The sequence below is a fragment of the Ideonella paludis genome (assembly GCF_018069865.1).
GTDB classification, from domain to species: domain Bacteria; phylum Pseudomonadota; class Gammaproteobacteria; order Burkholderiales; family Burkholderiaceae_C; genus Ideonella; species Ideonella paludis.
Window position 1 is genome coordinate 428825 of record NZ_JAGQDG010000004.1, and the last position, 26113, is coordinate 454937.

A 26113-nucleotide genomic window follows, 5' to 3' on the forward strand; every position below is an offset into this window, starting at 1 on the left:
GCGCGCAACCAAGACGGAGACAGCCTGTGATTCGAGTGCTACTGTTAGACGACTACGCCGTGGTGCGCGCGGGCTACCGCTTGCTCATTGAGGCTGAACCCGACATGCAAGTGGTGGCCGAGGCTGCCAACTCTGCGCAGGCCTGTGAGGCCCTTCGAGAGCAGACCGTGGATGTCGCGGTGATCGACCTTAGCCTCAAGGGCGACAGCGGCTTCGAGGCCATGCGGCGCCTGCGCGAACGCGACCCGCACATCAAGATGCTGGTCTTCACGATGCATGCGCAGGAGAGCTTTGTGCAGCAGGCCCTGCGGGCGGGCGCCACAGGCTACCTCACCAAAGACAGTGACCCCCACGAAATGGTGCATGCCATTCGGGATGTGGCCTTTGGGCGCCGGATCTGCTCTAGCGATGTGGCCGAGATCCTGCTGCACGACGCCGCCAAGCAAGGCCAAAACACGCCGCTGCAAAAGCTCACACCGCGAGAGTTCGATGTGCTTCGCCTGGCCACCGGCGGGCAGGCCACGGACGAGATCGCTAGCGCCCTGCACATCAGCGAGAAAACGGTGTTCAACACCATGTCCCTGGTGCGCCAAAAGTTGGACATGCGCAGTGACTTCAAACTGCTGCGTCTCGCGCTGGAACAGGGTTTGGTACAGATCTGAGGGTTTCCCATGAAAGGTGACTTGCCCTGGGATCTCCCGCGCCTGGTGATGCGCCGATCTTCGCTGGTGGGAGCCATCGCGCTGGCGCTGGCCTTGGCATTAGGCGTGGCACGCACCAATGAGGCCGTGGAAGAGGAAGTCGCTGCGGCCACCACCTTGGCCGAATTGGTAGCGCACTTGGCCAGCCTGGCTCAGTTGGATGAAGACGCTGCCATCAGCACCTTGAAGCGCATAGAGTCTGAGGAGCCGCTGCGCCACCTTCAGGTGAACATCACCACCGCCGAAGGACGCCAGATTTTCGCTTCCGGTGCCGAGACGCCCAAGATCTTGAGACGTCTGGCCCACTGGCATCGAGAGGTCTTCGACCCGCCCGAACACAATGCCGTGAGCTGGCCCATTGCGCGGCAGCAGGGCAGGCCGTGGACGGTGACCGTGCGAGCCAGCACCGAAGGCGAGTTGCACGAGGCCGCGCAAGACATGGCCAGCTCCTGTCTCATCATGCTGGCCTGCATTACAGGCCTTTTGGCCGTCATGCGTTGGAATCTCCTGCTCGCCTTCAAGCCACTGTCTGGCCTTCTAGACGCCATCAGGGCTATCGAGCACGAGAACCTACAGCCTGTTCAAGCCCTGCCCAAGATGCCGGTCCGGGAGCTGGAGTCCATTGCTGCCGCGCTGCGACACCTAGCGCTGGCCTTGGAGAGCGCCGAGGCGGCACGCCGCACCCTGAGCCAAAGGATTCACACCCTCCAAGAGGAAGAGCGCGCTCATCTGGCACGAGAGTTACATGACGAACTTGGGCAGCGCTTGACGACGCTGCGCTTCAACACGGCTTGGCTCAGCAAAGCACTGGTGAATCAGCCCGAAGCTCTGGCGGTGGTGTCTGGCATGGCTGACCGCTGCACAGAGATACAGCTAGATGTCAGGCACTTGTTGGACCGCCTGCGTCCCTTGGGAGAAAAGTCCCATGATGGCGCTGACGCTGCGCTGCGCAGCGAGCAGCTCATGGAGATGCTTAGCGAGCTGATCGGCAGTTGGCAGCGCACGCAGAAGGGTGTGCATTTCAAATTCGATCACATCGGCCTTTCCCCAAGCACCTTGCTGCCTCGTGAGGTGGCACTGGCCGTATACCGACTGAGCCAAGAGGCCCTGACCAACGCCGCCAAGCACGCCCACGCCGGCGAGGTGAGCTTGCGACTGAGCCTGACACCACCCCAGGATGAACGCCAGCGAGACGCGGCGACCCTGCACTGGGTGGTGGAGGACGACGGCCAAGGCCTCGATCAGCCCGATGCCGCCAAGCAGCGCGGTAACGGCTTGGTCGGCATGCAAGAGCGCGTGTGGTCGCTGGCCGGCCAGTGGCTGATGCACCCTGGTTCAAATGGCAAAGGGCTGGTGCTGGAAGCACACCTGCCATTGCCAAGCCGCAGGGACATCCTCACTTCAGGTGCTGGCCCAGAAAACCCAGCACCTTGCTGAGGTTGGCCGCACTGCCAAACTGCGGCCCGCCGTGGCCGGCGCCTTCGAGCTTTTCAACGCTGACCTTGGCCTCGCCCAGCACCGCCTTCAAGGCGGCGTGGAAGTTCAGGCTTTGGGTGTAGGGAATCAGCGGGTCGGCGCTGCCCACTTGGATGAAGAAAGGCGGGTCTTGCGCGTCGATGTAAGTGGCTGGGTTGGAGCGTTGCACCAGCGCCAAGTGGGCGGGGCTGTTGGCGTCCACCCCCAGGTAGGCCGACTCATTGTCAACGTTGTAGTGGGCCGCAAAGCCCAGGGCCCGGCCCTCGCTGACCATGGTGGCGAAGTTGATGGGGCCAAACCAATCCACCACGGCCTGCACCCGAGAGGACACCCCCAGGTGCGCGCCCTCGGTGCCCTCCAGCTCTGCCACGCCGCCTGAGGTGCCTAGCATTGCGGCCAGGTGGCCACCGGCTGACGCGCCCCAAACGCCGATCTTGCTGGGCTGGATGCGGTAGTCGCTGGCCCGGGCCCGCAGAAAGCGCACTGCGGCCTTGGCGTCGTGCACCGCTGCGGGGAAGGTGGCCTCGCCACTCAAGCGGTAGTTGATGGCCACGGCCACATAGCCTTGGGCCACCAAGGCGGCGGCATTGGCGGCGTCCATGGCTTTGTCACCCCGCTTGAAAGCGCCGCCATGGATGAGCACCACCGCCGGAAACGGCCCCGCCCCGGCCGGCATGTAGATGTCCATCTTTTGCGCGGCAGAGCGGCTGGCGTAGGCCACATCGCGCAGCGTTTGTGCTGGCGCATCTGCGGGCACCGCCCCTGCGGCCGACGCCGTGGGGGGGGCCGTGCTGGCGTTGGGGCTGGTGCAGCCTGGCAAAGCCATGCCCAGCCCAAGCACTGCGGCGCAGAGCCCGGCCCATGTAGCAGCGCTGCGCTGCATCGAAGGTGTTGTCATGTCGTGAATCCTTTCCTAGGGCCTGTTAACACTACGGCAAGGGGACGCGTTGTGAGTCAAAAAGAGCGCAGGCAAGGCGCAAACCGCAGCCGGGCTGCCCGCCCGGCGAGGATTTGCAACGCCGCATGCGCCCTTTTTGGTCACAACCCGAAGGGAAGCGGCGGATTGGGACGCCCCTCGTCGTTGCAACGCTTGCCCGCACATGAGTGCGGGCGGCGCATTGCGCCTAGATGGGCGCCCCAATTCGTCGCTTCGCGCCCCTTGCCGTAGTGTTAACAGGCCCTGCCGACATTGTCCGGCCCCCTCAGGCCAGACGCTGCACCAACCACACCAAGGCCATCAGCAAGGTGCCCACTGCCAACACTTGGCGAGCCAGCGTGGCACGCGGGTGGCTGCTGCGGCACAGCAGCAGCGCCACGGGCGCCATCAGCACCAGGGCCAGCACCTGGGCCAGCTCCAGGCCCAAATTGAAGGCCAGGGTGGCCGACAGGACCTGCTGGGTGTCGAGCTGCAATGCCGCCAGCCCTTCTGCAAAGGCGCTGCCATGAATGGCCCCGAACACGGTGACCAAGAGCAGCTCGCGGCCTGGGAACAAGGGCTTGAGGGCGTGCAGGGCACACAGCGCCACCGTGGCGGCAATCAAGGCCTCCACCAGCGGGCCGGCCGGGGGCAGCCAGTGCAGGGCCACGGCCATCAAGGCCAGGCTGTGCCCCAGCGTGAAGGCGCTCACCCGCCACAACATGGCCTGCCACACCGCGCGCTGGGTGGGCGCCGCTTGCCAGTGCCCCGCCTGCACGCTGAGCCCTGCGGTCAGCCACAGCGTGGCCAAGAACAGCAGATGGTCGGCCCCTTCCATCAAATGCCAGAAGCCCTGCTGAGCCAGGCTGATGGCGGCCGCCCAGGGCGTGGGCGGGCTGCGGTGCACGTCCAGCCACAGCGGTGTGTGGGTTAGGCTGCCCAAAAGACGCGGCGCATGCGGCAGGTCCCCGCGCTCCCAGTCTTGCGTCAGGGTGAAGACCGCCACGTGGGTCGCCACCTCGCGGGTGATGAGCTCATAGTGCAGTCGCACGGACTCCGCTGGCCCACCGCCCGCTGGGCGCAGTTGCCAACGCAGCAGCCACTCATTGGTGCCGGGCTCCGGCGGCAAGACCTCGTTGCCCACGATGGCCCAGGGTTGGCCGTCATGCCCCACCGCACGCAGGCGCCCCTCGGCATAGCCACGCACGGCCGCCACCGTCAGGGCCGCGGGCAGCTCGGCCGGGGCTTGCTGCGCGGCCTGCGCCAAGGCCAGCATCAGCCGGTCCTCGGGCACGCGGGCTTGCACCTGCCAGTGCTGCGGCAGCACCTGCACCGACACCTGCGACTGCGGCATGTCATGGGCCTGCACCCCCAGCGCGAGGCACAGCCAGAGCCACACCCCACACCACCCTCTGCGCCACGGCGAGCCCATCGTCAACACCCCGCTTTAGAACGTGAACAAGCCACCATAGTCGAGCTGCTTGTCGCGCCAGACGCTGTGGTAATGGTTTTGTGAGCGGATGACGATGCCACCTTGCACCGAGAACTCGATCCAGGCGCTGGGCCCGTCAATGCGCACATAAGAGCCGCGCGTGGCCAGGTCGGTGTATCCGGCCCAGGCAATGCGGGTGTCGGCCAGGGCGGCGTCGGTGACATAGGCTTCGGGCTGGCCGGTCTTCACATCGGCCGCATAGCTGAGGATGGCGGCCTTGACCAAGGCTTGCTGATCGGCGCTGAGCTGGCTGACCTGCAGGCCCTCACGCACGGTGGGGAACTTGCCGTCTTGCTGCGGGCGCACCAGCAGGTCGTCATAGGCTTGCGCCAGCTTGGCGCTGGCCAGTTGGGTGGCATCCAGGCCACCCAGCATGGCCAGCAGGGCATTGCGGCGGCTGGCCATGGGGGCGTGGTCCACGCCGTTGGCACTCCAGGCGGTGGGCTCCACGGCCACAAACATGGGCGTGGCGCTCAGCACCTTGCCCGACACCGTGATGTGGTGGGTGTAGTGGTGGCCGGTGAACTGCAAGATCCACGACGAGGTGGTGCTGGGCGAGCCCAGGAAGGCGATGTAGTAGAGGTCTTCGCCATAGCCGCTGGTCAAGCCGCCCAGGTAGGCGTCGGCCGCGCGCAGCTCGTCCATGGTGGTTTGGCCTTGGGCCGTCAGGGACGCGCGCAGCAGGGCCAAGGCCGCTGTCTTGGCGGTGGCGTCCAGGCTGCTCAGGGGCAGGCCGCTGCGCGCCACCATGCCCACCGGCAGGTTGGACCAGCGCTGCGTGGCATTGCTGGCCGAGAGCGCCACCACCACACTGCTTTGTTGGGTGGTCGAGAGGGTGGCCAAAAAGTTGTTGGCCAAGCAGGTGAGTTGCGCGGCTTGCTCGGTCTGCACGCTGCAATCGCTGGCCACTGGCGGCGTGGTGGGCGTGGTCGGCGTGGTGGGTGTGGTGCCCGAGGCGTCGGTGCCGCTGCTGGCGTCGCTGCCGCCGCCGCAGGCCACCAACAAGGCCAGGGTGGCGGCGGCCACCGCGCTGAGCAGGGCGGCGCGGCGTGGGATGGATGAATGAAGCATGGGGTTCTCCTTCGGGCTGATCACAAGCCCTGAATGAGGGCCACAGCCGCCATGCTGGGCCCACCCCGTGAAGCCTTGCTGTCTGAATTACATCAAGTTGGACACATGCCGCGCGGCAGCGCCATGCGCACCGTCAAGCCCCCACCCTCGCGGGCATGCAGGCTGAGGTGGCCGCCATGGGCCTGGGCCACTTGGTGCGCAATCGCCAGGCCCAAGCCCCAGCCGCCCTGGGCGGCATCGGGCGCCTGCACATAGGGCTGCAGCACCTGGTCAAGCAGCTCGGCAGCCAAGCCTGGCCCACGGTCGGAGACCTCAATCAAGACCTGGTCGCCCTCCTCTCGCAGCCCCAGCTCGCCCCCGCCGCCGTGGCGCACCGCGTTGTCCAAGAGGTTGGACAGCGCCCGCCGCACCGCCAGCGGGCGGGCCATCAGCGGCGGCACCTTGCCGTGGCAGTGCAGCGGTGCGGGCACTTGCTCATACTGCTCGTTCAAGTCGTCCACCACGCTCTCGGCCAGCGCGCACAAGTCCAGGCGCTGGGGGGCTTCGGCCTCCACGCCGCGGCTCAGCAGCGTCAGCGATTGCTCTAGCAAGGCCGCCATGTCGCGGGCGTCTTTTTGCAGCGCGGCCAGCTCGGGCGTGGCGCGCGGCGCCATCCCATCCAGGCGCAGTTGCATGCGGGTGAGCGGGCCGCGCAGGTCGTGGGCAATGCCGGCCAGCAAGGCTTGGCGCTGGCGCACTTGCTCGGTGATGCGGGTCTGCATGGCATTGAACAGCGTGGTGGCCTGCCGCGCCTCCAGCGGGCCTTCCACGGGCAGCGGCATCAGGGCTTGGTCGGCCTGCATCGCAGCGGCCGCCTGCGCCAAGCGCTGAAAGGGCCGGGCCAGCACACGGCTGCCCACCCACACCGCCAGCGCCGCCGCCAGCACCTGGGCCAGCATGGCCAAGCCCAGCCACTGTGGTGGCGGAGGCGGGCTGCTGGGCTGAGGGCCTAGGCTGATTTGAATGAGCATGAAGGTCAGGCCGTGGCTCAGCAGCAGCAGGCCCAGCATCAGCATCACCAAGCGGCCAAACACCGTTTGCCAGCGGGTCAAAAAGCTCATGGCGCATCCAGTTGATAACCCAGGCCGCGCACGGTGCGAACCACCTGCCCGTCCTCGTCTTGCAGCTTGTGGCGCAGCCGGCTGACCAGCAGGTCGATGCTGCGCTCATGGCCCACCGCACGCGGCTGGGCTTGGGCCTGCAGGTCGGCGCGGCTCAGCACCTGGCCTTTGTGCTGCAGCAGGCACATCAGCAGCCGAAACTCCGCGCCCGACAGCGGCACCACCAGGCCGTCGGCGCGCTGCAGCTCACGCTGGCTCACCTTCAAGGTCCAGCCCGCGAACTGCCAAGCCTCTTGGCGGGCTTCGCCACTCTGGCGCCGCATCAGCACCTTGACGCGGGCCACCAGCTCGGCCGCATCAAAAGGCTTGACGACATAGTCGTCCGCCCCGCCGTACAGCCCCACCACGCGGTCCAGCGGGTCGCCCATCGCGGTCAGCATCAAGATGGGCAGGCTGAAGCGCTGGCGCACCGCGCCGCAGAGGGTGAGGCCGTCGTCGCCGGGCAGCATGCGGTCCAGGACCAGCACGTCCACATCGCCGCGCGCCAGGCGCTTGAGCAAGCCCTCGCCGCTGAGCTGATGCTCTGCCTCTAAACCATGGCGGGCCAGGGCTGCACACAGCAGCGCACCGATCTCGGCATCGTCATCGACGATCAAGACCCGAACCATGGCCGTCAGCGCTTGAGCAGCACCAAGCCCTTGAGGTACTCGCCCTCAGGGAAGCAGATCGTGGTGGGGTGGTCGCTGGAGGCTTCCAAGCGCTGCAGCAAATACGCGTCCACCTCGGCGTCCATGCCGGCACCCGCCACGATCTTGTGGAAGAGCTCCGCGCCAATGCCACCCGAGCAGCTGAAGGTCAGCAACAAGCCGCCCGGTTTGAGCAGCTTCAGGCCCAGGCGGTTGATGTCTTTGTAGGCGCGGCTGGCACGGTCGGCATGCGCGGCGCTGGGCGCAAACTTGGGCGGGTCCAGGATGATGGCGTCAAAGCTGCGGCCGTCTTTGAGCATCTGGCGCAGCGTGCCGTTCACATCGGCATCCAAGGCGGTGTGGTGGGCGGGGTCAAAGCCGTTGAGCGTGACATGCGCCGAGGCGCGGGCCAGGGCCGGGGCGGACGAATCCACGCTCACCACCTCGGTGGCGCCACCGGCCAGAGCGGCCACGCTGAAGCCGCCGGTGTAGCTGTAGCAGTTGAGCACGCTCTTGCAGCCAAACTGGCGCACCATGCGGGCGAACAAGGCGCGGTTCTCGCGCTGGTCCAGGTAGTAGCCGGTCTTGTGGCCCTCTTCCACATCTACGGTCAGTTGGATGCTGTGCTCGCGCAGGGTGATGGTGGTGTCGCCCCCACCACGCAGCCAACCCTTGGCGGGCTCCAGGCCTTCGAGCTGGCGCACGCCCGAATCACTGCGCTCATAAAGCCGGGTGCAACCGGTGGCCGCCAGCAGCGCATCGGCCAGCACGTCCTTCCAGCGCTCGGTGCCCGCAGAGAGGAACTGCGCACTGAGGATGTCGTCATAGCGGTCGACGATCAGGCCCGGCAGGCCGTCGGCCTCGCCATGGATCAGGCGCACGCCATTGCTCTGAATCGCCAGCCGCTCCCGCATGGCCACGGCCGCTTGCACGCGGCGCTGGAAGAAGGCGACGTCAATGCGCTCGGCCTCGTCAAAGCTCCAGGCGCGCACCCGGATCTGCGAGCTGGGGCTGAACGACGCCCAGGCCAAAAACCGGCCGTCGTGGCTCTCCACCCGCACGGTTTCACCGGCATCGGCCTTGCCCTTTTCCACACTGCCCGCAAACACCCAAGGGTGGCGGCGCAAGAGGGAACGCTCTTTTCCTTCACGTAAACGGATCGCTTTCATGGGGCGAGATTGTCGCTGCTGTGGCGCGGGCCGCGGCGGCGGCGCTGGGCAGTGGGCTTGAGCGGCGCATCCCACGGCATCTCGCCCGCGCCAAAGCGGCTGGCGAGATGATCCAGCAAAGCCCGCAGCAGCAGGGGCTGGTGCTGGCGGCTGAGGTAGACGGCATGGATGGCCAAGGGCTCGGGCTCCCACTCGGGCAGCAGCCGCTGCAGGCGGCCCTCGGCCAGGTCCTCACCCACAAAGTAAGTGGGCAACAAGGCCACACCGGCACCCGCCAGGGCCGCCGCCCGGGTGACCGCGGCTTCGTTGCTTTGCAAGGGGCCGTGGACCGGCACCTTGACGGTCTGCCCCGCGCGGTGCAGCGTGAACTCGGTGCGGCCCACAAAGGCGTGGGTCAGGCAGCGGTGATGGCGCAGGTCCAAGGGCTCGGCGGGCGCACCGTAACGCTGCAAATAAGCCGGTGCGGCCACCACCACCGAGCGGCACACGCCCAAGCGCCTTGCCAGCAGGCCTTCATCCAACTGGTTGCCGATGCGCACTGCCAAGTCGATGCGTTCCTCCACCAGGTTGACGGTGCGCTCCACACTCAGCAGTTCGATCTGGGTCTCGGGGTAGAGGCCCAGAAACTCAGCCACCACCTGGGCCAGAAAGGCTTGGGCGAAGGAAGTGCTGGCCGTCATGCGCAACTTGCCCTGCGGCGTGCTGCGGCGCTGGCTGGCCTGGGCTTGCAGCTCGTCCATCTCGGCCAGGATCTGCTTGCAGCGCGGTAGGGCCTCCGCGCCCGCGTCGCTCAAGCTGACCCGGCGGGTCGTGCGGTGCAGCAGGCGCGCGCCCAGGGTCTGCTCCAGGCTCTCTAGGTAGCGCGAGACCATGGCGCGCGACAGGCCCAGCGCTTCGGCGGCCTGGGTCAGGCTGCCACGCTCGGACACCTCGGTGAAGACTTGCAAGGCGGTGATGCGGTCCATGTTGAGGTCGCTTTGATGAGATCGCTTGGATTAGTTCAATTTGGTAGACAAACTATCGCACAAATGGCTGTTTATCTGCAATTCAGTGATCAATACAGTCCAACCCATCGCAACACCTTGGGTTTTGAAAGGACCGCATCACCATGACCCGCTCTCTCATCGCCACCGCCGCCCTCTTGGCCACCACCCTGGGCGCCAGCGCTGCGCCGCTGCAAGTCAAGGTCTATAACGCCGACGCCAACAGCTTTAACGTCAACTCCACGCTGGTCACCGGTGAGAAGGACGCCATGGTCATCGACGCCGGCTTCACCCGTGCGGACGCCTTGCGCATTGCCGCCCAAGTGCTGGACAGCGGCAAGACCCTGAAGACCATCTATGTGAGCCAGGCCGACCCCGACTACTACTTTGGCGTGGAGACCTTGAAAGAAGTGTTCCCCAGCGCCGAGGTGGTGACCACGCCGGCCGTACTGAAGGTGATCGAGAAGAAGCTACAAGCCAAGCTGGGCTTCTGGGGACCCAAGATGGGCGCCAACGCCCCGCGCAAGCCTGTGCTGCCCACCGCGCTGGCCAGCACCACGCTGAACCTGGAAGGCCACACCATCGAGATCAAAGGCACCGAAGGCCTGCTGGCGCATCGGCCCTATGCCTGGATTCCCTCAGCCCAAGCCATCGTCGGCAACGTGGGCGTGTTTGGCCAGATGCATGTGTGGACCGCCGACACCCAAAGCCCCGCCGAGCGCCAAGCCTGGGTGGCCCAGCTCGACGACATGAACGCGCTCAAGCCCCGCATCGTGGTGCCCGGCCACATGAAGGCCGGCACGCCGCTAGACGCCAGCACCATCCGCTTCACCCGCGACTACCTGCAAACCTTTGACCAGGCCGCCGCCAGCAGCGCCAACAGCGCGGAGCTGATCGGACGTATGAAGGCTGCTTACCCCGAAGCGGCGGGTGGCCTCTCATTGGACATCGGGGCCAAGGTGCACACGGGGGAGATGAAGTGGTGAGACAGAAGCGGGCTCACCCCGCTTACAGTCAGCCCCATGCACATCGCCATCCTCACGTTCGACGGCTTCAATGAGTTGGACTCGCTCATCGCCCTGGGCGTGCTCAACCGGGTCAAGACGCCGGGCTGGCGCGTCAGCCTGGCCGGCCCCAGCCCCACAGTCACGTCCATGAACGGCGTGACGCTGCACACCCACTGCGACCTGGCCGAAGCATGCACTGCAGACGCCGTGCTGGTGGGCAGCGGCATCAAAACCCGCGAGATCGCCGCCGACCCCGCCCTGATGGCGCAACTGCACCTGGACCCGACGCGGCAGTTGGTGGGCGCGCAATGCTCCGGCACCCTGATGCTGGCCAAGCTGGGCCTGCTGGGCACCGTGCCAGCCTGCACCGACCTGATCACCAAACCCTGGGTGCAAGACGCCGGTATCAAAGTGCTGAACCAAGCCTTCTTTGCCCAAGGTAATGTGGCGACTGCGGGGGGCTGCTTGGCCTCGCCCTATCTCGCAGCCTGGGTGATCGCCCGGCTGCAAGGCTCGGATGCCGCCCGGGAGGCGCTGCACTATGTGGCACCGGTGGGGGAGAAGGAGAGTTATGTGGAGCGGGCGATGGGCCAGATCAGTCCGTATCTGTAGCGCCCTGCTTTCAAATCCATCAGCTCATCTTCAACGCTAAAAATCTGGCCTTGAACTGAAACCGCCAACCACGGCTTGACTCCCAGGGAGGTGCTTATAGCAGTTGAATACCGCTACTTCGGCTGCCCCAGTTTGTCAGCCCGAAAATAGGTGGTTCCGATGTCGTACCGGTGACGACAGGTTTTGATGAGGGCATCAATGTCTGCACCTCCTCCGTTCAAGTCTCGCAGGTGAGCGATGAACTGATGGCCCGAAGGATCATCCACCAAGTAGACCCGGTACGCATGGTGAAGATCAAGGCTGCCAAGGTAGCCAAACCTGATCTTTGTCTGTTTCTCAACTGGTCCCTTGAGCACCCTTGTCACCGTAGCCAGGTAGGTGTAGCCGCAAAGGATGTCTCCATGTCGGATCTCAGAGGTGTCAGAGACAAGCACCTCTGCGACGATGTCTGCTCGTGCGGCAGAGACCTCAGCTGATGGAGGCACGATGCTTCGGGCTGGTGAGTTCGAAAAACAGACGACCATGCACGTCGCAACAAGCAACTTAAGGGTGCGAGAAGCGGTGGTCATATGTAGGCTACCTCTTTGATTCAGTTAACTTCGTGCGATCTCCTTGGACACCGACTTCCTTGAAATGCGACGGCTGCCGATGGTCGTCAACCAGCTAGCCGTCATGGTGCTTGCGAAGTGCATCAAGCAATTGTTCTCTGTCTTCCGGTAGACCGAGCACCATTGTTTCAACCGTTGGCTTTCGCTGAGGCTCTTGCTCACGGGGAAGGCGTTTGCCTACGTACTCCGCAGCCTCAGCTAGAGCATTGCGACAGTACGAGCTTGAGATGTGCTCCCAAGCGGAGACAAGGGCCAGTGTGACAAACGCCGAGAAGTCTCCCTTCGCACCTGGATTCCCGCCAGTCCATAGCACGACGCTACCTTGCTGAAAGTGCAGCAAATCTGAAGGCATACCGTCGATAACTATGCCCGGCACCGCACCAGGGCGCGTTACCGGAACCATAGAAGAGCGTAGTTGTGCGAAAGTCGCAGCAGGAATAGTGCCTTCAGCGCGATCCGTGAGCGATGGCCTCGGTTCAAACTGGCGCCAGATCTGGAATCGGGCGCAAACCACGGAAACCTTGCCTTCGACAAAGGTAAGACACACCTCTGGATGAAACGACGGCATCAGCAGCAGACGTATCGCTTCCGGCACATTGCAGCACGCTGGATCTGCCTCGAACGAAGGTAACCCCATGCACTTGCAGATGGCTTCCGAGGTGTACTTGTCTGTTCGCATATGACGTCAACGTCAGAATTAATCGGCTGGCGCGGCTTTATTGCGCGGCGCCAGGTGTACCTCAGGTTTGGCATCTTGAGACAGTCCTGCGGCGACGAGAACGCGATGCACATCGGCTGCTACTGCCGTGCGTTCGTGAGCTGCGACTCCGAGTCCTTCAATCTCACCGGCTCGCGCGGGCAGCGCTCTCAACAGGTTCCGCAGGTCATTCATGAAGTCGCTCGCCTCGGATAGCGAGGCTCCGTACGAAATCGCTGTGCGGGCGATAGCCAGCAATGCCAGCGTTGACTCGAGCCGATCGGGTAGCTCTTCAAGCTGAATCTCTTCCATCGTGTAGCACAGCGCCTGTTCGGGACGATAGGCTTGTAGACGAATCGCCTCAGAGAAGTATGAGCTTGCGCGAGCCAAGCAATGTTCGTAGCTCCGCCGGCAATCCATTGGGTAAATCGGCCGGTAATCCATTGCGCGTCCTGGATGCCTCACGGCTTGAAGTTTGGATCATTCTTCCGTCTGGGTACCTCGCCCCCCTCTGACAGCCCTTACCGATACCGCTCCACCGTCAACCCCTCCGTCTCAATCTCCGGCTTGCGCCCCCCCATCCAATCCGCCATCAAGCGTCCCGTGCCGGCTGCCATGGTCCAGCCCAGGGTGCCGTGGCCGGTGGCCAGCCACAGGCCTTGGATGGCGGTGGGGCCGAGGATGGGGGTGCCGTCGGGGGTCATGGGGCGCAGGCCGGTCCAGAAGCTGGCTTGGGCCACGTCGCCGCCCTTGGGGAAAAGGTCAGTCACGACAAACTCAAGCGTTTTGCGGCGGCCAGCGTCGAGCCGTAAGTCAAAGCCGGAGAGTTGGGCGGTGCCGCCCACGCGGATGCGGTCGCCCAGGCGGGTGACGGCGACTTTGTGGGTTTCGTCCATGATGGTGGACTCCGGCGCTTTGGCCGCATTGCTGATGGGCACGGTGATGGAAAAGCCCTTCACCGGATAGACGGGGATGCGCACGCCCACGGCCTGCAACATGGCCGTGCTGTAGCTGCCCAGGGCCAGCAAGGTCACATCGGCCTTGACCAGGCCTTGGCTGGTTTGCACGCCTTGCAGTTGGCCGCCTTCCACCACCAAGCGCTCGATGGCGGTGTTGAAGCGAAACTGCGCGCCCATGCCTTGGGCCAGCTTGGCGATTTCGTTGGTGAAGATGAAGCAGTCGCCGGTTTCATCGCCCGGCAGGCGCAGGGCGCCGACGAATTTGTCTTGCACATCGGCCAGGGCCGGCTCATATTGCAGGTATCCCGCGCGGTCCAGCACTTGGTAGGGCACTTTGTATTGCTGCAAGATCTCGACGTCTTTGCCAATGCCGTCGAGCTGCTTTTGGGTGCGAAAGAGTTGCAGCGTGCCTTGGGTGCGCTCGTCATAGCGGATGCCGGTGTCGGCCCGCAGTTGCACCATGCAGTCGCGGCTGTATTCAGCCAGGCGCACCATGCGCGCTTTGTTCTCGCGGTAGCGGGCTTCGGTGCAGTTGCGCAGCATGGCCATGCCCCAGCGCCACATGGCTGGGTCCAGCATGGGCTTGATGACCAAGGGCGAGTGGTGCATCAGCATCCACTTGATGGCCTTGAGGGGCACGCCAGGCCCGGCCCAAGGGGCCGAGTAGCCGGGCGAGACCTCGCCCGCATTGGCAAAGCTGGTCTCCAGCGCCGGGCCGCTTTGACGCTCGATGACGGTGACCTCATGGCCGGCGCGGCTGAGGTAGTAGGCGGCGGTGGTGCCGATCACACCACTGCCCAGGATGGCGATCTTCATGGGATGCTCCTTTGCGGAGCCCCAAGTATCGCCGTCAAGTTGGACCTTAGAGCGCCAGCACCTTGATCAATCTGGCCTGGTTCAAGGCTTGGCGCAGGCGCATCTGCACCGCCTCTTGCTCGGCGGCCAGGCGGGCATTGCGCACCTGCAGCCAATCCAGCTTGGCAATGCTGCCCACCTCATAGCGCAATTGGGCCAGGCGCTCGGTGCGCTGGGCCTCGGCCAAGCGGGCGGCTTGGGCCTGGGCTTCGGCAGCCAGGGCCTGGCGCTCGGCCGCCACTTGCTCGATCTCGACCTGGGCTTTGTGCAGGGCGTCGCGCAGGCTCAGGGCAGCGGCTTCCACATCGGTGTGGGCCTGGGCTTGCTGCAGCTCCAGGCGCCGCCAGTCCACCAGCGGCACCACGAGGTTGGCGGCCAAGTTGGCCAAGGGTTTGTCAAGCCAGTCGCGCCACTCACTGCCGCCTGTAGACACACCGAGGCTGAAGCTGAGTTGGGGGTAGCGTGCGGCCTGGGCCACGCGCTGCTGGGCCAGGGCCACATCCACGCCCCAGCGGGCACGCTGCACATCGGGGCGGCGGCTCAGCACCTCGCCAGGGCTGCCCAGGGCCAGCGCCGGCAGCGTGGTGCTGGGCATCTGCAAGGTGGCAGGCAGCACCAAGCTGCTGTCGTCCAGCAGGGTCTCTAGGCTCAGTTGCTGCAGCAGGCGGTCTCGGCCCTGTTGCACCTGGCGCACTTGCAAGGCCTGCAGCGCAATCGCAGCTTTGTCGACCTCAATGGGCAAGAGCTTGCCTTCTTGTACGCGCAGGCGGGTCAACGCCAGGATCTCGGCCGCGCCTTGGCGCTGGGCTTCGATCAAAGGGGCCTCTTGCGCCAGGGCCGCCAGGGTCCAGAAAGACTCTGCCACCTGGCTGCGGATCAGGCCTTGGGCGGCCAGCACATCGGTGTGCTGCGCCTCCAACTGCGCGGCCTGGGCCTGGGTGGCGGCAGAGAGCCGGCCCCACAGGTCGGCCTCATAGCTGAGGCCCGCGCTCAAGCTCATGCTGCGGCTCAGGCGGCCTGCCTCCAGTGGGCGGCTGGCCGAGGTCTGCAGGCTCAGGCTGGGCCGGGGCTCTTGGTCTTGCTGGCTGGCTTGCCACGCGAGCTGGGCTTTTTGCACCCGCAACAGCGCTTGGCTCACATCGCGGTTACGCGCCACGGCTTGGGCCTGCAGGCTGCGCAACGCCGGGTCGGCCCACAGGGCCCAGGCGTCGGGCGCGGCGCTGGCGCCCGACGCGGCTGCGTCGGCGGGCACGGCCTTCCAAGGGGCGGGCTCTGGCGGCGCATGGGGGGGCTTGAGCGGCGCACTGCTGCAGGCCGCCAGCAGCAAGGCCAAGGTGGTCAAGGCAAAGGTCTTCATCGCATCATCCTCATTCGCGGGCCAGGGCGTCCACCGGGCTCAGCGCTGCGGCACGGCGTGCCGGCAGGGTGCCAAAGATCAGGCCCACCAGGGTGGACACCCCAAAGGCCACGGCCAAGGCGGTGCCATCCACGTGCACGGTCAGTTTGTCTTGGAAGGCGTTCAAGCCGGTGGCGGCCAGCCAGCTCAAGCCCACCCCCACCAAGCCACCCAGGCAGCACAAGACCACCGCCTCGACCATGAACTGCAGGCGCACATCGGCCTGGCGCGCGCCCACGGCCATGCGGATGCCGATCTCACGGGTGCGCTCACTCACCGACACCAGCATGATGTTCATCACCCCCACGCCCCCCACCAGCAGCGAGATGGCGCCCACACCGGCAAACAGCAGGGCCATGGCGCCGGTGACGCTTTGGATCTTTTTGAACTCTTCGTCGGCATTCCAAGAGTCAAAGTCTTCAACACCGTGAAGCGCTTTAAGGCGGAAGTGAACTTGCTTGCGCACCTCCTCAGGCGGCACGGTGAAGTCCAACAGCACATGGATCTGGTCCGCATCTACCCGCAAGTCCAGCTTGCGGCTGAAGGTACTGACAGGCACCAAAACCTGCCCCAGCCAGGCACCGAACTGCACCGCACCGCCCGTGTCAGGCTCCACCACACCGATGATGGTGACGGGCAAGGACACGCCCACAGGCAACTCCGCGCCCGCCCCCGACGCCAAGGCCTGCGCTTGGGCAGCCTGCGCCTCCATGCCGCCACCGGGCGCGAGCAGCAGGGTCTTGCCCACCGGGTTCTCGCCCGGCTTGAACAGGTTTTTGCGGGCCTTGTCGTCAATCAGCGCGACCTGGGCGCTGCTGCTCAGGTCCAGCGGGCTGAGCATCCGGCCCTCCACCAGCTTGAGCTTGCGCGCCGACAAGATGTTGGCATCGGCCCCCAGCACGCTGACCATGCTGTCGCGCGAGCCATGCCGCGCGGTGAGTTGAACCTCGCGCTCCACCGTCACCCCCTTGACGCCGGGCAAGGCGCGAATGGCTTCGATCTCATTCGGCCGGAAGGGCTGGGGCTGAGTGCCCGGTGGCAGGTTGGGGTTGCCGCGCCAGACCGGAATGCGGCCTGACAAAAAGCTGCCCACGTCTTTCTCGATGCTGCTGCGGGCTGCGGTGGTCAAGGCCATGATGCTGACCACGGCCGCAATGCCGATGCTGATGCCCAGCATGGACAGCGCCGTGCGCAGGCGATTGCCCTTGAGCGACAGGGCCGCCGATTGCAGGGCCTCGCGCCATTGACCTTGGCGCTGTTGCCACCAGCCGCCGGCTTGCAGCGCCGGGCCGTCCTCACCGGCAGCGCTGGCGGCAGGTGGGCGGTGGTCGGGCGGCGTGCCGCTGTCGCGCAGCACCTCGCCGTCGCGCAGCTCGATCACGCGCTTGGCATGGGCCGCCACATGGGCGTCGTGGGTCACCAAAATGATGGTGTGGCCCTGGGCATGCAGCTCGCCCAGCAAGGCCAGCATGTCTTTGCCTGACTGTGAGTCGAGCGCACCGGTGGGCTCGTCGGCCAAGATGATCTGCCCGCCGTTCATCAGCGAGCGCGCTATCGACACCCGCTGCTGCTGGCCGCCCGACAGCTCATTGGGCTTGTGGTGCATGCGCTCGCCCAGGCCCAGGCGCGCCAGCAGGCTCTCGGCGCGCTTGATGCGGGCAGCACCGGGCACGCCGGCATAGACGGCCGGCAGGGCCGCATTGGCCCGCGCATCCAGGTGCGGCAGCAGGTGATAGCGCTGGAAGATGAAGCCAAAGCGTTGGCGGCGCAGCGCGGCCAGCTCATCTGGCCCTAAGCCCGCAGCGTCTTCACCGTCGATCAGGAACTGGCCGCTGCTGGGGGTGTCCAGGCAGCCCAGCACGTTCATCAAGGTGCTCTTGCCCGAGCCCGACTGGCCGATGATGGCCACGTACTCGCCCGCCTCAATGCGCAGGCTGACGCCGCGCAGGGCATGGACCTCGTTGCTGCCCAGCAGATAGCGGCGCGAGACATCGCGCAGGTCGATCATGGCCATGATGTTCAGGATTTGGCCGAAGCCGCCGACGCCGCCGACGCCGCTTCAGAAGGCGGTGCCAGCAACACCTTCTCGCCGGCCTTCAGGCCGTCGAGCACCTGCACCCGCGCGCCATCTTGCAGGCCGGTGCGGATCTTGCGAGATTGGTGGGCGCCCTTGGCATCCACCACCTGCACGGTGAAGCGGCCGTCATCGGCCCGCTCACCCAGGGCCACGGTCGGGATGGTCAGCACACCCTTGGCTTCGCCGGTGGCAATGCTGACCTGCACGGTCATATCGGGCAGCAGCTTGCGAGCTTTGTTGTCCACCTCAAACAGCACGTTATAAAACACGGCATTGCCGGCGCGTTCCGGCACGGGCTGGATCACCCGCACCACGCCTTCGTAGCGCTGGGCCTCGCCCGACAGCGTGATGAAGCGCGCCTTCTGGCCCACCTGCACCGCAGAGACATCGGCCTCGGGCACACGGGTGCGCACGGTGATCTCGTCCATATTGGCCAAGGTCACCATCACCGGGGTGATTTGCACGGCGATCACGGTTTGCCCCTCTTGCACCGGCAGGTTGACGACCACGCCGTCAATGGGCGCGGTGATGGTGGCATAGCCCAGAGCCAGGCGGCGCTTGTCGAGCTGGGCCTGCAGGCTCTTCAGGCTGGCGTTCTGGCCGCGCAGGTCGGCTTGCAGCTTGAGCAGCTCGGCCTCGGCCCGCTCGGCCTCGGTGGCGGCCGTGGCCTCGCCGGCCAGCAGGCGGCGCTGGCGGCTCAGCTCGGCCTGGGCCAGCTTCAGGTCGGCTTGGCGGGCATCGATCAGTGCGGCTTGCTGGGCCAAAGCCGCTTCGGCTTGGGCCACTTCGCTGCGGGCGAGCTCAGGGTCCAGGCTGACCAGCACATCGCCCTTCTTGACCTGCTGGCCGAGCTGCACATGGATCTTGCGCACCTGGCCGCTGACCTGGGCGCCCACATCCACCTTGACCCGCGGCTGCAAGACACCGGCCGCTTGGACGGCCTGCACCACGTCGGTGAGCTTGGCCTCGCCTTGCGGTGGCGGGGCCGGTGCCGGCGGTGGGTTGAGGTGTTGGTAGCCCGCCCAAGCGGCCAAGCCCAGCAGCACCACACCACCTCGAAATGCCCATTTGCGGGTGCGCGCACTGAATGGAGGAAATGCCATGAGTTACTTTCAAACAAACAAGGAACTGCGCCCTGCCTACAGGCCAACCGGACATTGCATCATGCGGGCAGCGGCGCAGACTCAAGGCTGGCTCAACGCCCTTGCTGACGGCGGTAGAGCACGCCCCAGGCACCTGCCGCGGACAAGGCCAGGGCCAGCAGCAACCAGGGGCTGGCGAGGTCGGCCACCCGCTGCTGCAAATCGGCCATCAGCCAAGGCGCTATGCCGTCGAGCTGGCCACTCAGCACCGTCTTCTCCTCCAGATGGAAGCCCGCGTCACCCGCCGCACCGGGGAAGAGTGCGGCACCGACGTTGTCAGCCAAGGCCTTGACGCTGTCCAGCAACCACGCTTGGCCGTAATACTCCTTGAGCACCATGCCGCCCACGCCCACCACAGCCACGAGCACCGGCACACCCCAGCGCTTGAGCCAGGCCGAGGCCGCCATCATCAGCAGCACAAAGGGCAAGGCCCACAGACCCGCCAGCACCAGGCCCGCAAACACTCTCAGCGTCCCGGCCGCGATCACCACCAGCAAGGCGGCCCAGGGCATGGTGGTCAAGCCCGCCAGGCCCAGGCCTTTGATGACGGTAATCGGGCCAATCAACAAGCCGCCCAGCAGCCCGATGGCCACCACCATCATGGGGAACAGCCACACATGCATCAGCAGCATGGCGCCCAAGGTCTGGGGCTGGCCGACAGGCAAAGACAGCCAGAACTCGATCGAGCGATCTTGTTGGTCGCGCCGGGCTAGGCCCGAGGCCTGGAAGGCGGTGGCGGCCACGGCCAAGACCAACAAGATCATCGCCGTGCCGAAGGACACGATCATCATCAGGCCAGCACCCGACATCTCGCCGGGATCATCGCCATAGGCATCCACCGTGCCAAAGACCGTGGCCAGGAACATCAGCGCCACCGGGATCAAGCCCAGCGCCAGCCAGCCCTTGCGGTGCTGCAGCCACTCGCGCAGGAGCAGGGTTTGAAAGACTTTCATCGAGATCATCATGTTCTCCTTCAGGCGCGACGGTTGAGTTCCGGGGCGCGGGTCAGCGCCACGAACAAGTCCACCAAGCTGGGGCGCACGCGCTGGCCCAGGGCCACCACCGCATCGGGCGGGGCGCCGTCAAACAGCGCGGCCGATTGGCCATGCTGGCGATAGCGCAGCAAGGGGTGGGCCGCCGCCACCGCGTCGGCGGCGGCCGCGTCGTGGCTCAGGGCCACAAAGCGCTGGTCCAACTGGTCCAGGCTGATGTTGAGGACCACTTGCCCTTCGTTGAGCATCAGCACATCCGACAGCAGCGACTCCACCTCTTCCACCTGGTGCGTGGAGATGATGACGGTGCGCTCGCCGTCGCACCACTCGTCGATCAGCATCTCGTAAAAGGATTTGCGCGAGAGCACGTCCAGCCCCAGAGTGGGCTCGTCCAGGATCATGACCTTGGCGTCAATGGCCGCCACCAAGGCCAGGTGCGCCTGCACCACCATGCCTTTGGAGAGCTTGCCCACGACATCATCCAAGCCCACGCTGGTGCGTCTGAGCAGGTCTTTGGCGCGTTCGGGCGAAAAGCCCGGGTGCAGGCCGGCCATCAAGGTGATGAGTTGCCCCACCTTGGCCCAGCGCGGCAGCACGGCCACATCGGGGATGTAGCACAGGGACTTCAGCAACTCGGTGCGTTGGGTGCTGGGGTTCAGGCCCAGCACGCTCAAGCTGCCTTCGTGGCGCTGCAGGCCGACCAGGGCCTTCATTAAGGTGGTCTTGCCTGCGCCGTTGTGGCCCAGCAAGCCCACGACCCGGCCTTTGGGAATGCTCAAAGACAGGTCGGTCAGGGCCTGCTTCTTGGCAAAGCGCACGCTCAAGCCTTGGGCGCGAATCAGCGCGTCGGTGTCAGTCATGTGGGGTCTCCCAGTCCAATTGCGCAGGGCTCAAGCCCAGTTGTTTCAGGCGTTGGCGCAGTTGCGGCCATTCGCGCTGCATGAATCGTTCACGTTCGATCTGGCGCAGGCGCTCGCGGGCGCCCGGCCTCACAAACAAGCCCAGGCCACGCCGGTTCTCCAAGAGCCCGTCGTCATCCAAGGCCTGCAGCGCCCGGCCCACGGTCAGCGGGTTGAGCAAGTAGTGACTGGCCAAGGTGCGCACCGAAGGCATGGCTTGGCCTTCGGGCGGGTCGCCGTCCAGCAACTGGCTGGCCAGGCGGTCGGCCAACTGCCGGTAAATCGCTTGTCGGTTGTCCCAATCATTGACAGGGTGTCGCATCACATGTCCTGGGTGTGTTGGTGATGTAGCACACTGTAGAAGGGCGCTAGCCGCACCGCGAGCGACTTGCGACGAACTGCAGATCGGCGCGATAAGCGGGTCAATGCGCTGGGGCTGCTGCCGCAGAGGCTGCAGCCGGGCCTTGCAGCATGTGCTCGCGCCAGCGCATGGCTTGGTGGATGCGGGTGCGGGCACTCGGGTGGTCGAAGAACAGCACTTCCTCGATCGGGCCGGGGTCGGCCTTGCGGTACTCCACCAGCTTGAGCAAGGCCTCGGACATGCCCACCGGCTCGCGGGCGGTATTGAGGCCGAAGTAGTCGGCCTCGATCTCGGCGGTGCGCACGATGGTGTTGATCAAAGGCGAGATCAAGAACATATAGCTGGAAAACACCACCACGAGCAAAGGCAGGCTGGCCACATCACTCAGCCGTGTCACCCGCCACGCGGTGCCAAAGCGCGCCAGCAAGCGGCCCATGAGCCAGTTCGACACCGCAAAGCCGATGATCACCAGCAGCCCCATCTGCAACAGCATCTTGGGCACATGGTTGAGGGTGTAGTGGCCAATCTCGTGGGCCATGACGGCGCGGATCTCGGGCAGGCTGGCCCGCCGCAGGAGGTTGTCGTTGAGCCGAATGGCTGCCGTGCCGAGCAGGCCAGACACATTGGCGCTGACCCGCGTGGTCTGCCGCGAGGCATCAAACTCAAAAATATTGTCTGCAGGGACGCCATTGGCTTGTGCCATGGCCAAGACCTGGGTCTTCACCGGCCCGGCCTCCACGGGCTTGTAGGTGTTGAACAGCGGCTCAATGAACACCGGGCTGACGGCCACCATCACGGTCAACAAGCCACTGACCAGCAAGCCGCCCCACAGCCACCAGCGTGCCCCGCTGCGGCGCAGCACGGCGTACAGCAGGGCCACCAGCACAGCGCTCAGCACCATGCTGACGGCCAAGTTGAGAACATGCTCGCTCAGCCATTCCCCAAAGCTCTGGGTGGCCATGCCGTATTGGTGCTCACGCACAAAGTCTTGGTAAATGCTCAAAGGCAGGCTCAGCACCCAGCCCGCCACGGCATACATCGCTCCATAGCAGGCGTCCACGAAAAAGGTCCGCTTGAGCTTGCGCTCGGCCCACGCCCTCAAGGCGGTGGACGGGCGCGTCCACAGCAGCAGTGCGGCCAGGCCCAAGCCCCACACCCAGTTCCACAAGTCCAGCCAGTAGCCGCCTTCAAAGTAGGCGTCTGATCGCGCCTTGACCTCTGCGGGGATGCGGTCCATCCAAGCCTGTGTGGCAGCGTTGGCTTCCACCGGCAGGGCCGCCACCCAGGCGGCGTCGGCGGGCTTGAGGTAGAAGGCGGAGGAGGCCGCAGCGGCCGGCGCATCAGGGGCGGCCACGGCGGCCGACAGCATCAACACGCACAAGGCCAGCAGGGCGGTGGCCCGGTGCCAAAAGGAGAACGTCATCATGGGCAGCTTTCGGGATGCGAGGACAAGCCTTGGCGAGCAAGCGCAGGGGCGCTTTGCTTGCGCCGCAGTGTGCCAGCTTGCAGGCCCGCCCAAGGCCCGGACACCCCCCCACGAATCGCAGTGACACCGACGACCATTGCGCCCTCCCAAGGCGGGCGACAACACATCGGCAGCAGCGCGAGGTCGACGTGTCTTGGCATTCCTTCATGCGATGAGCGGGTCTCGGTTTGGGCTGCACCTCAATCCATGCAAAATCGGCGCCCAACAGCACGGTGGCTTTCCATCAGCCACTCCACAGCATTCCAACCCGGCCCCCAAGCCGGGATCGTCCGAGGGAGCCCCCTTTGAGAAAAATCGGCAGCGCCATCCTGGTGCGACAACGGACGCGTGAGCCTGCCCGAACGGTCGAGGTGATCGCCTTGGACGAGGCGGGGTCTGAGGCCAATGCCGCAGCGGAGCAGTGTTTGGTGCATGTGCGCAGCGGGCCGCAAGAGTCCACGCTGACCGTGCTGCCCTGCTCCCAGGCTGAAGCCCTGCGGCGGGCGCTGAACTACATCCAGCGGCGTCTGGCGGCTGGCGAACAACTGCTATCGCATGACGGCCTGCCGGGGCTGGAGGCACTGCAAGCGGCTGTGCCTGCGCCGGCCGCACCCGCGCCTTCGACCGCGCCACCGGCGCTGGCGCCCGCCATCGCCGCACTGGTGGCGCGCTTTCAGCCGGATGCTTGGAAGCTGCAGTCGCCGGAGCGCCGCTCGCGCAGTGCCTGGCGGGTGGGCGAGTGCAGCGACGCCACTGCCCCAGACAGCCCCACGCAGCAAGCCTTGCGTGGCCTGGCACCGCGCTTGGTCGCTCTGTTGGGCACCGGGAACGACCTGTTGGATGGGAGCTTGGCCGTGGCCCTCGGTCGCCTGGGCGACCCGGGCGCTGCCGAGGCCCTTCAGCACTTGTCTGTGCAGGCGCGCAGCCCGGCCACGCGCCGCATCGCACGGCAAGCATGGCTGATGTTGCTGAGCCCTGAGGCCCGTGCCGCTCAAGTGGCAGACACGCTGCCCGGCTGGGCCGCCCCGCTCGCGTCCGAGCGAGGCGGCCACGAGCTGGTGGCGGAGGTCCAGGCGGCGCTGCAACAGCATGGCCGCGATTGGGCCTCGCTGCTGCAAGACTGGTACGAGCGGGCCTGGGTGCAGGCTGCGCCGCGCGCTGTGCTGCTGCGGCTGCTGCAAGCGCTACCGTTAGAGGGCGCGTGCTTCCAGGGTGTGCGCTATGTCTATAAGGCGGCAGAGCTGCGGCGCGACGCCGAAGTCCTCGGCCTGCTGCACGCGCGCTTTGAGAATGCAATGGCTGCGCCGCTGCCCGAGGCGCGTTCCGGCGCACCGCGCGCGTTCGGCCCCCGCACCCGGGATTACCTGCGCTTGCGTGGCTGGCGCAGCATTCGGCGCTTGGCCGCGCTTTCGCACCCGCATGCTGCAGACTTAGCGGTGGAGATGCTGCTGGGCCTGGTCGACGATGAGCAGCCGCCACCCCGCGAAGAACAACGTTGGGTGCTTGTGGAGCAGCGCTACCAACGCAGCGTCCGCCTGCATCATCGTGGCGCGGGGTGGATGCTGGTGCCCAAGCTCTTGCTGGCCCGTTGGCCGGCGCTGCAGACGAGTGCACGCGCCAAGCGCTGGTGGACCTTGCAACCCTTGGACACCACGCAAGCCCTGCCAGAGCGCACCGAGGCCTTGCAAGACCTGTGGGACGCCCACCCCAACGCCTTGCTGCGCCTGGCCATGGAGAGCCGCAGCGCCCTGGTGCAGGCCGTGGTGGCGCGCGCCCTGCAAGACCATGTTGACGTGCTGGAGGCACAAGCCCCGGCGGTGCTGAAACGGCTGTTGCAAAGCCCTTACGCGCCCACGGCCGCCCTCGGTTTTGCAACAGCCCGCGCCAAGGTGGAGGGCAGCACGGACATCGCCCAGCAGATCCCGTGGCTCAAGCTGCTTTCAGGCAGCGCCCATGCGCCGGCCCAAGACTTTGCATTGCTGCACCTGGCGGGCAACCCTGCGGCTTTTGCGCAGCACGCCGACCTCGTGCTCGCGCTGCTGTTCTCGGCGCAAGAGCGGGCGCGCCGCCAAGGGCACGGCCTGGCCTTGCTGGCCACGCCCGACGCGCTGCTGGCAGAGCTGCAAGACACCCTGCTGGCCCTGGACCCCGCAGACCCGGGCCTCGCCGAAGGTGCCGCACTGGCTGAACAACTGCTGCAAGGCCCGCTGAAGGCTGCCGCAGCGGCGTGGCCCGGCCTGGCCTCGGTCTTCACCTTGCTGGACCACCCGGCCGTGCCGGTGCTGAACCTGGCCGTGACGTGGGTGCTCTTGCATCCCAACGGCCTGGCCTTGATGCCGCCGCTGCTGCTGACCCGCCTGATGCGGGCCGAGAGCGCTGAACGCCGCGCCTGTGGGGCTCGGCTGCTGGCCGCCCTGCCCGATGCCCTGCTCAGCCAGCAGGTCGAGCTGCTGACGGCCCTGGCCTTGAGTGAACACGCGGCCATACGCGCCGCCATCGCGCCAGCGCTGCTGCGCCTGGCCCGCAAGGACGACACGCTGGGCCGGGCTCTGGCGGCGCGCCTGCATGACAGCCTGTTCCAGACGGAGCGTGGCGACGACTTGCATGAGGACGTGCTGCGCTGGCTCACGGGCGAACTTGCGGCCTTCGCGCCCGCGCGCGAGGCCTCGGGCACCTGGCGCGCCTTGCAGGCCCGCAGCCGAGGCGCACAACGCTATGGCGCCTGGGCCTTGGCCGCTCTGGCGCCGGCCGACTTCAGCCTGCGCCAGATGGCCACGCTGGCGCGGCATGCAGACGCCGAGGTGAGGCAATGGTCTCTTCGCGCCATCGACCACACGCTGGTGGCCCCCATCAGCCCACAGCAAGCGGCCGACCTGCTGCCACTGGCCGACACCGGCTTCGACGACAGCCGCCACTATGCCCAGCAGCTCTTCGGCGAGAGACTGCCCGATGATGCGCTGGAGGTGGACTTGCTGATCGCCTGGGTGGACCACCCTCAAGCCTGGGTGCAGGCCTTGGGCCGCAGCCAGTTGGTGCGCCGCATGAGCGCTGCAGACGCCAGCCTGTGCCTGACCCGCCTGAGCCAGCACCCAAGCACCGAGGTGCAGCTCTTCGTGACGCAATGGCTGCTGGACCTGCCGAGCAGCGATGCGCCAGCCCTCGCGCGACAGTTGCGCACGTTGACGCCGTACCTGCTCACGGTGCTGAGCCAAGTGCATCGCGGCCGGGTGGCCAAGGCGCGCATCACCCGCTTTCTGCGGGCGCACATTGAGGCCCCTGAAACCGCCGTGGTGGTGGCTGAAATTTTTGCGCGTCAGGTGGTCAGCGCCAGCCTCACCGACAAGCCGCAATACATCGCCGGCTTGCGTGACATCGCGGCTCGGCACCCGAGCATCGAGCTGCCCTTCTTGAGCTGGAAGACCCCGGCCCTGCACCGCCCCTGAACCGCC

General features: G+C 66.1%; 23 protein-coding genes. 5 read left to right on the forward strand and 18 right to left on the reverse strand.

Annotated features, from left to right (window positions below; genetic code table 11):
* The first annotated feature begins 26 nt into the window (after positions 1-26).
* Both KAK11_RS12380 and KAK11_RS12385 read left to right on the forward strand, forming a co-directional pair.
* Positions 27-662: a response regulator gene (locus tag KAK11_RS12380; protein ID WP_210809441.1), complete on the forward strand. Its 636-nt coding sequence runs from the start codon at positions 27-29 to the stop codon at positions 660-662.
* A 21-nt stretch (positions 663-683) separates the two neighbouring features.
* Positions 684-2138, forward strand: coding sequence for a sensor histidine kinase (locus KAK11_RS12385; RefSeq protein ID WP_210809442.1), 1455 nt, complete (start codon positions 684-686; stop codon positions 2136-2138).
* Here KAK11_RS12385 and KAK11_RS12390 read toward each other — a convergent pair.
* From KAK11_RS12390 to KAK11_RS12420, 7 genes are all read right to left on the reverse strand, one after another.
* Positions 2098-3075, reverse strand: a complete 978-nt coding sequence (locus KAK11_RS12390) for an alpha/beta hydrolase (protein WP_210809443.1) — start codon at positions 3073-3075, stop codon at positions 2098-2100. The two genes, KAK11_RS12385 and KAK11_RS12390, sit on opposite strands and share 41 nt — an antisense overlap.
* A gap of 304 nt (positions 3076-3379) precedes the next feature.
* On the reverse strand, positions 3380-4447 hold the full coding sequence (locus KAK11_RS12395; RefSeq protein ID WP_210809444.1) for a HupE/UreJ family protein: 1068 nt from the start codon (positions 4445-4447) through the stop codon (positions 3380-3382).
* A 93-nt stretch (positions 4448-4540) separates the two neighbouring features.
* On the reverse strand, positions 4541-5656 hold the full coding sequence (locus tag KAK11_RS12400; RefSeq protein WP_210809445.1) for a DUF3500 domain-containing protein: 1116 nt from the start codon (positions 5654-5656) through the stop codon (positions 4541-4543).
* Positions 5657-5748: 92 nt separating this feature from the next.
* On the reverse strand, positions 5749-6756 hold the full coding sequence (locus tag KAK11_RS12405) for a sensor histidine kinase (RefSeq protein WP_210809446.1): 1008 nt from the start codon (positions 6754-6756) through the stop codon (positions 5749-5751).
* The gene (locus KAK11_RS12410) at positions 6753-7424 is read right to left on the reverse strand and encodes a response regulator transcription factor (RefSeq protein WP_210809447.1); all 672 of its coding nucleotides are present in this window, start codon (positions 7422-7424) and stop codon (positions 6753-6755) included. Before KAK11_RS12410 ends, KAK11_RS12405 begins: the two co-directional genes overlap by 4 nt.
* 5 nt (positions 7425-7429) lie before the next feature.
* Positions 7430-8611 (reverse strand): class I SAM-dependent rRNA methyltransferase, encoded by a 1182-nt coding sequence (locus KAK11_RS12415; protein ID WP_210809448.1) that lies wholly within the window; start codon positions 8609-8611, stop codon positions 7430-7432.
* The gene (locus tag KAK11_RS12420) at positions 8608-9576 is read right to left on the reverse strand and encodes a LysR family transcriptional regulator (RefSeq protein WP_210809449.1); all 969 of its coding nucleotides are present in this window, start codon (positions 9574-9576) and stop codon (positions 8608-8610) included. Before KAK11_RS12420 ends, KAK11_RS12415 begins: the two co-directional genes overlap by 4 nt.
* Before the next feature lie 143 nt (positions 9577-9719).
* Between KAK11_RS12420 and KAK11_RS12425 the strand changes: the two genes are divergently transcribed.
* Both KAK11_RS12425 and KAK11_RS12430 read left to right on the forward strand, forming a co-directional pair.
* A complete protein-coding gene (locus tag KAK11_RS12425) occupies positions 9720-10580 on the forward strand; it encodes an MBL fold metallo-hydrolase (protein WP_210809450.1) in 861 nt (286 codons plus the stop codon).
* Between the two features lie 36 nt (positions 10581-10616).
* Positions 10617-11213, forward strand: a complete 597-nt coding sequence (locus tag KAK11_RS12430) for a DJ-1/PfpI family protein (RefSeq protein WP_210809451.1) — start codon at positions 10617-10619, stop codon at positions 11211-11213.
* A gap of 113 nt (positions 11214-11326) precedes the next feature.
* Here the strand turns inward: KAK11_RS12430 and KAK11_RS12435 are convergent, their stop codons facing one another.
* The 11 genes from KAK11_RS12435 to KAK11_RS12485 all read right to left on the reverse strand — a co-directional run bounded on the left by KAK11_RS12435 (position 11327) and on the right by KAK11_RS12485 (position 22625).
* Positions 11327-11782, reverse strand: coding sequence for a hypothetical protein (locus tag KAK11_RS12435; protein ID WP_210809452.1), 456 nt, complete (start codon positions 11780-11782; stop codon positions 11327-11329).
* A gap of 94 nt (positions 11783-11876) precedes the next feature.
* Positions 11877-12500, reverse strand: coding sequence for a hypothetical protein (locus KAK11_RS12440; protein WP_210809453.1), 624 nt, complete (start codon positions 12498-12500; stop codon positions 11877-11879).
* Positions 12501-12518: 18 nt separating this feature from the next.
* A complete protein-coding gene (locus KAK11_RS12445) occupies positions 12519-12962 on the reverse strand; it encodes a hypothetical protein (RefSeq protein WP_210809454.1) in 444 nt (147 codons plus the stop codon).
* A 77-nt stretch (positions 12963-13039) separates the two neighbouring features.
* Positions 13040-14293 carry a D-amino acid dehydrogenase gene (locus KAK11_RS12450; RefSeq protein ID WP_210809455.1) on the reverse strand — a complete coding sequence of 418 codons (1254 nt, stop codon included), beginning with the start codon at positions 14291-14293 and terminating at the stop codon, positions 13040-13042.
* 46 nt (positions 14294-14339) lie between these two features.
* Positions 14340-15689, reverse strand: a complete 1350-nt coding sequence (locus tag KAK11_RS12455) for a TolC family protein (protein WP_210809456.1) — start codon at positions 15687-15689, stop codon at positions 14340-14342.
* Positions 15690-15699: 10 nt separating this feature from the next.
* A complete protein-coding gene (locus tag KAK11_RS12460; protein WP_210809457.1) occupies positions 15700-17742 on the reverse strand; it encodes an ABC transporter permease in 2043 nt (680 codons plus the stop codon).
* Positions 17743-17747: 5 nt separating this feature from the next.
* Complete coding sequence (locus tag KAK11_RS12465; RefSeq protein ID WP_210809458.1) at positions 17748-18908, reverse strand: efflux RND transporter periplasmic adaptor subunit; 1161 nt, start codon at positions 18906-18908, stop codon at positions 17748-17750.
* A 92-nt stretch (positions 18909-19000) separates the two neighbouring features.
* Entirely contained in the window at positions 19001-19900 is a 900-nt protein-coding gene (locus KAK11_RS12470) for a hypothetical protein (RefSeq protein WP_210809459.1), read from the reverse strand.
* A 20-nt stretch (positions 19901-19920) separates the two neighbouring features.
* Positions 19921-20799 (reverse strand): ABC transporter ATP-binding protein, encoded by an 879-nt coding sequence (locus tag KAK11_RS12475; RefSeq protein WP_210809460.1) that lies wholly within the window; start codon positions 20797-20799, stop codon positions 19921-19923.
* A complete protein-coding gene (locus tag KAK11_RS12480; protein WP_210809461.1) occupies positions 20792-21160 on the reverse strand; it encodes a GntR family transcriptional regulator in 369 nt (122 codons plus the stop codon). Before KAK11_RS12480 ends, KAK11_RS12475 begins: the two co-directional genes overlap by 8 nt.
* 100 nt (positions 21161-21260) lie before the next feature.
* Positions 21261-22625, reverse strand: coding sequence for a M48 family metallopeptidase (locus KAK11_RS12485; protein WP_210809462.1), 1365 nt, complete (start codon positions 22623-22625; stop codon positions 21261-21263).
* 344 nt (positions 22626-22969) lie between these two features.
* Between KAK11_RS12485 and KAK11_RS12490 the strand changes: the two genes are divergently transcribed.
* Entirely contained in the window at positions 22970-26107 is a 3138-nt protein-coding gene (locus KAK11_RS12490) for an amino acid adenylation domain-containing protein (RefSeq protein WP_210809463.1), read from the forward strand.
* Positions 26108-26113: the final 6 nt, after the last annotated feature.

Bases quoted from the DNA above. Each gene is read 5' to 3' on its own strand.
- KAK11_RS12390 (WP_210809443.1), bottom strand. From the start codon at position 3,075: ATGACAACACCTTCGATGCAGCGCAGCGCTGCTACATGGGCCGGGCTC.
- KAK11_RS12395 (WP_210809444.1), bottom strand. From the start codon at position 4,447: ATGCCGCAGTCGCAGGTGTCGGTGCAGGTGCTGCCGCAGCACTGGCAG.
- KAK11_RS12400 (WP_210809445.1), bottom strand. From the start codon at position 5,656: ATGCTTCATTCATCCATCCCACGCCGCGCCGCCCTGCTCAGCGCGGTG.
- KAK11_RS12405 (WP_210809446.1), bottom strand. From the start codon at position 6,756: ATGAGCTTTTTGACCCGCTGGCAAACGGTGTTTGGCCGCTTGGTGATG.
- KAK11_RS12410 (WP_210809447.1), bottom strand. From the start codon at position 7,424: ATGGTTCGGGTCTTGATCGTCGATGACGATGCCGAGATCGGTGCGCTG.
- KAK11_RS12415 (WP_210809448.1), bottom strand. From the start codon at position 8,611: ATGAAAGCGATCCGTTTACGTGAAGGAAAAGAGCGTTCCCTCTTGCGC.
- KAK11_RS12420 (WP_210809449.1), bottom strand. From the start codon at position 9,576: ATGGACCGCATCACCGCCTTGCAAGTCTTCACCGAGGTGTCCGAGCGT.
- KAK11_RS12425 (WP_210809450.1), top strand. From the start codon at position 9,720: ATGACCCGCTCTCTCATCGCCACCGCCGCCCTCTTGGCCACCACCCTG.
- KAK11_RS12430 (WP_210809451.1), top strand. From the start codon at position 10,617: ATGCACATCGCCATCCTCACGTTCGACGGCTTCAATGAGTTGGACTCG.
- KAK11_RS12435 (WP_210809452.1), bottom strand. From the start codon at position 11,782: ATGACCACCGCTTCTCGCACCCTTAAGTTGCTTGTTGCGACGTGCATG.
- KAK11_RS12440 (WP_210809453.1), bottom strand. From the start codon at position 12,500: ATGCGAACAGACAAGTACACCTCGGAAGCCATCTGCAAGTGCATGGGG.
- KAK11_RS12445 (WP_210809454.1), bottom strand. From the start codon at position 12,962: ATGGATTACCGGCCGATTTACCCAATGGATTGCCGGCGGAGCTACGAA.
- KAK11_RS12450 (WP_210809455.1), bottom strand. From the start codon at position 14,293: ATGAAGATCGCCATCCTGGGCAGTGGTGTGATCGGCACCACCGCCGCC.
- KAK11_RS12455 (WP_210809456.1), bottom strand. From the start codon at position 15,689: ATGAAGACCTTTGCCTTGACCACCTTGGCCTTGCTGCTGGCGGCCTGC.
- KAK11_RS12460 (WP_210809457.1), bottom strand. From the start codon at position 17,742: ATGGCCATGATCGACCTGCGCGATGTCTCGCGCCGCTATCTGCTGGGC.
- KAK11_RS12465 (WP_210809458.1), bottom strand. From the start codon at position 18,908: ATGGCATTTCCTCCATTCAGTGCGCGCACCCGCAAATGGGCATTTCGA.
- KAK11_RS12470 (WP_210809459.1), bottom strand. From the start codon at position 19,900: ATGAAAGTCTTTCAAACCCTGCTCCTGCGCGAGTGGCTGCAGCACCGC.
- KAK11_RS12475 (WP_210809460.1), bottom strand. From the start codon at position 20,799: ATGACTGACACCGACGCGCTGATTCGCGCCCAAGGCTTGAGCGTGCGC.
- KAK11_RS12480 (WP_210809461.1), bottom strand. From the start codon at position 21,160: ATGCGACACCCTGTCAATGATTGGGACAACCGACAAGCGATTTACCGG.
- KAK11_RS12485 (WP_210809462.1), bottom strand. From the start codon at position 22,625: ATGATGACGTTCTCCTTTTGGCACCGGGCCACCGCCCTGCTGGCCTTG.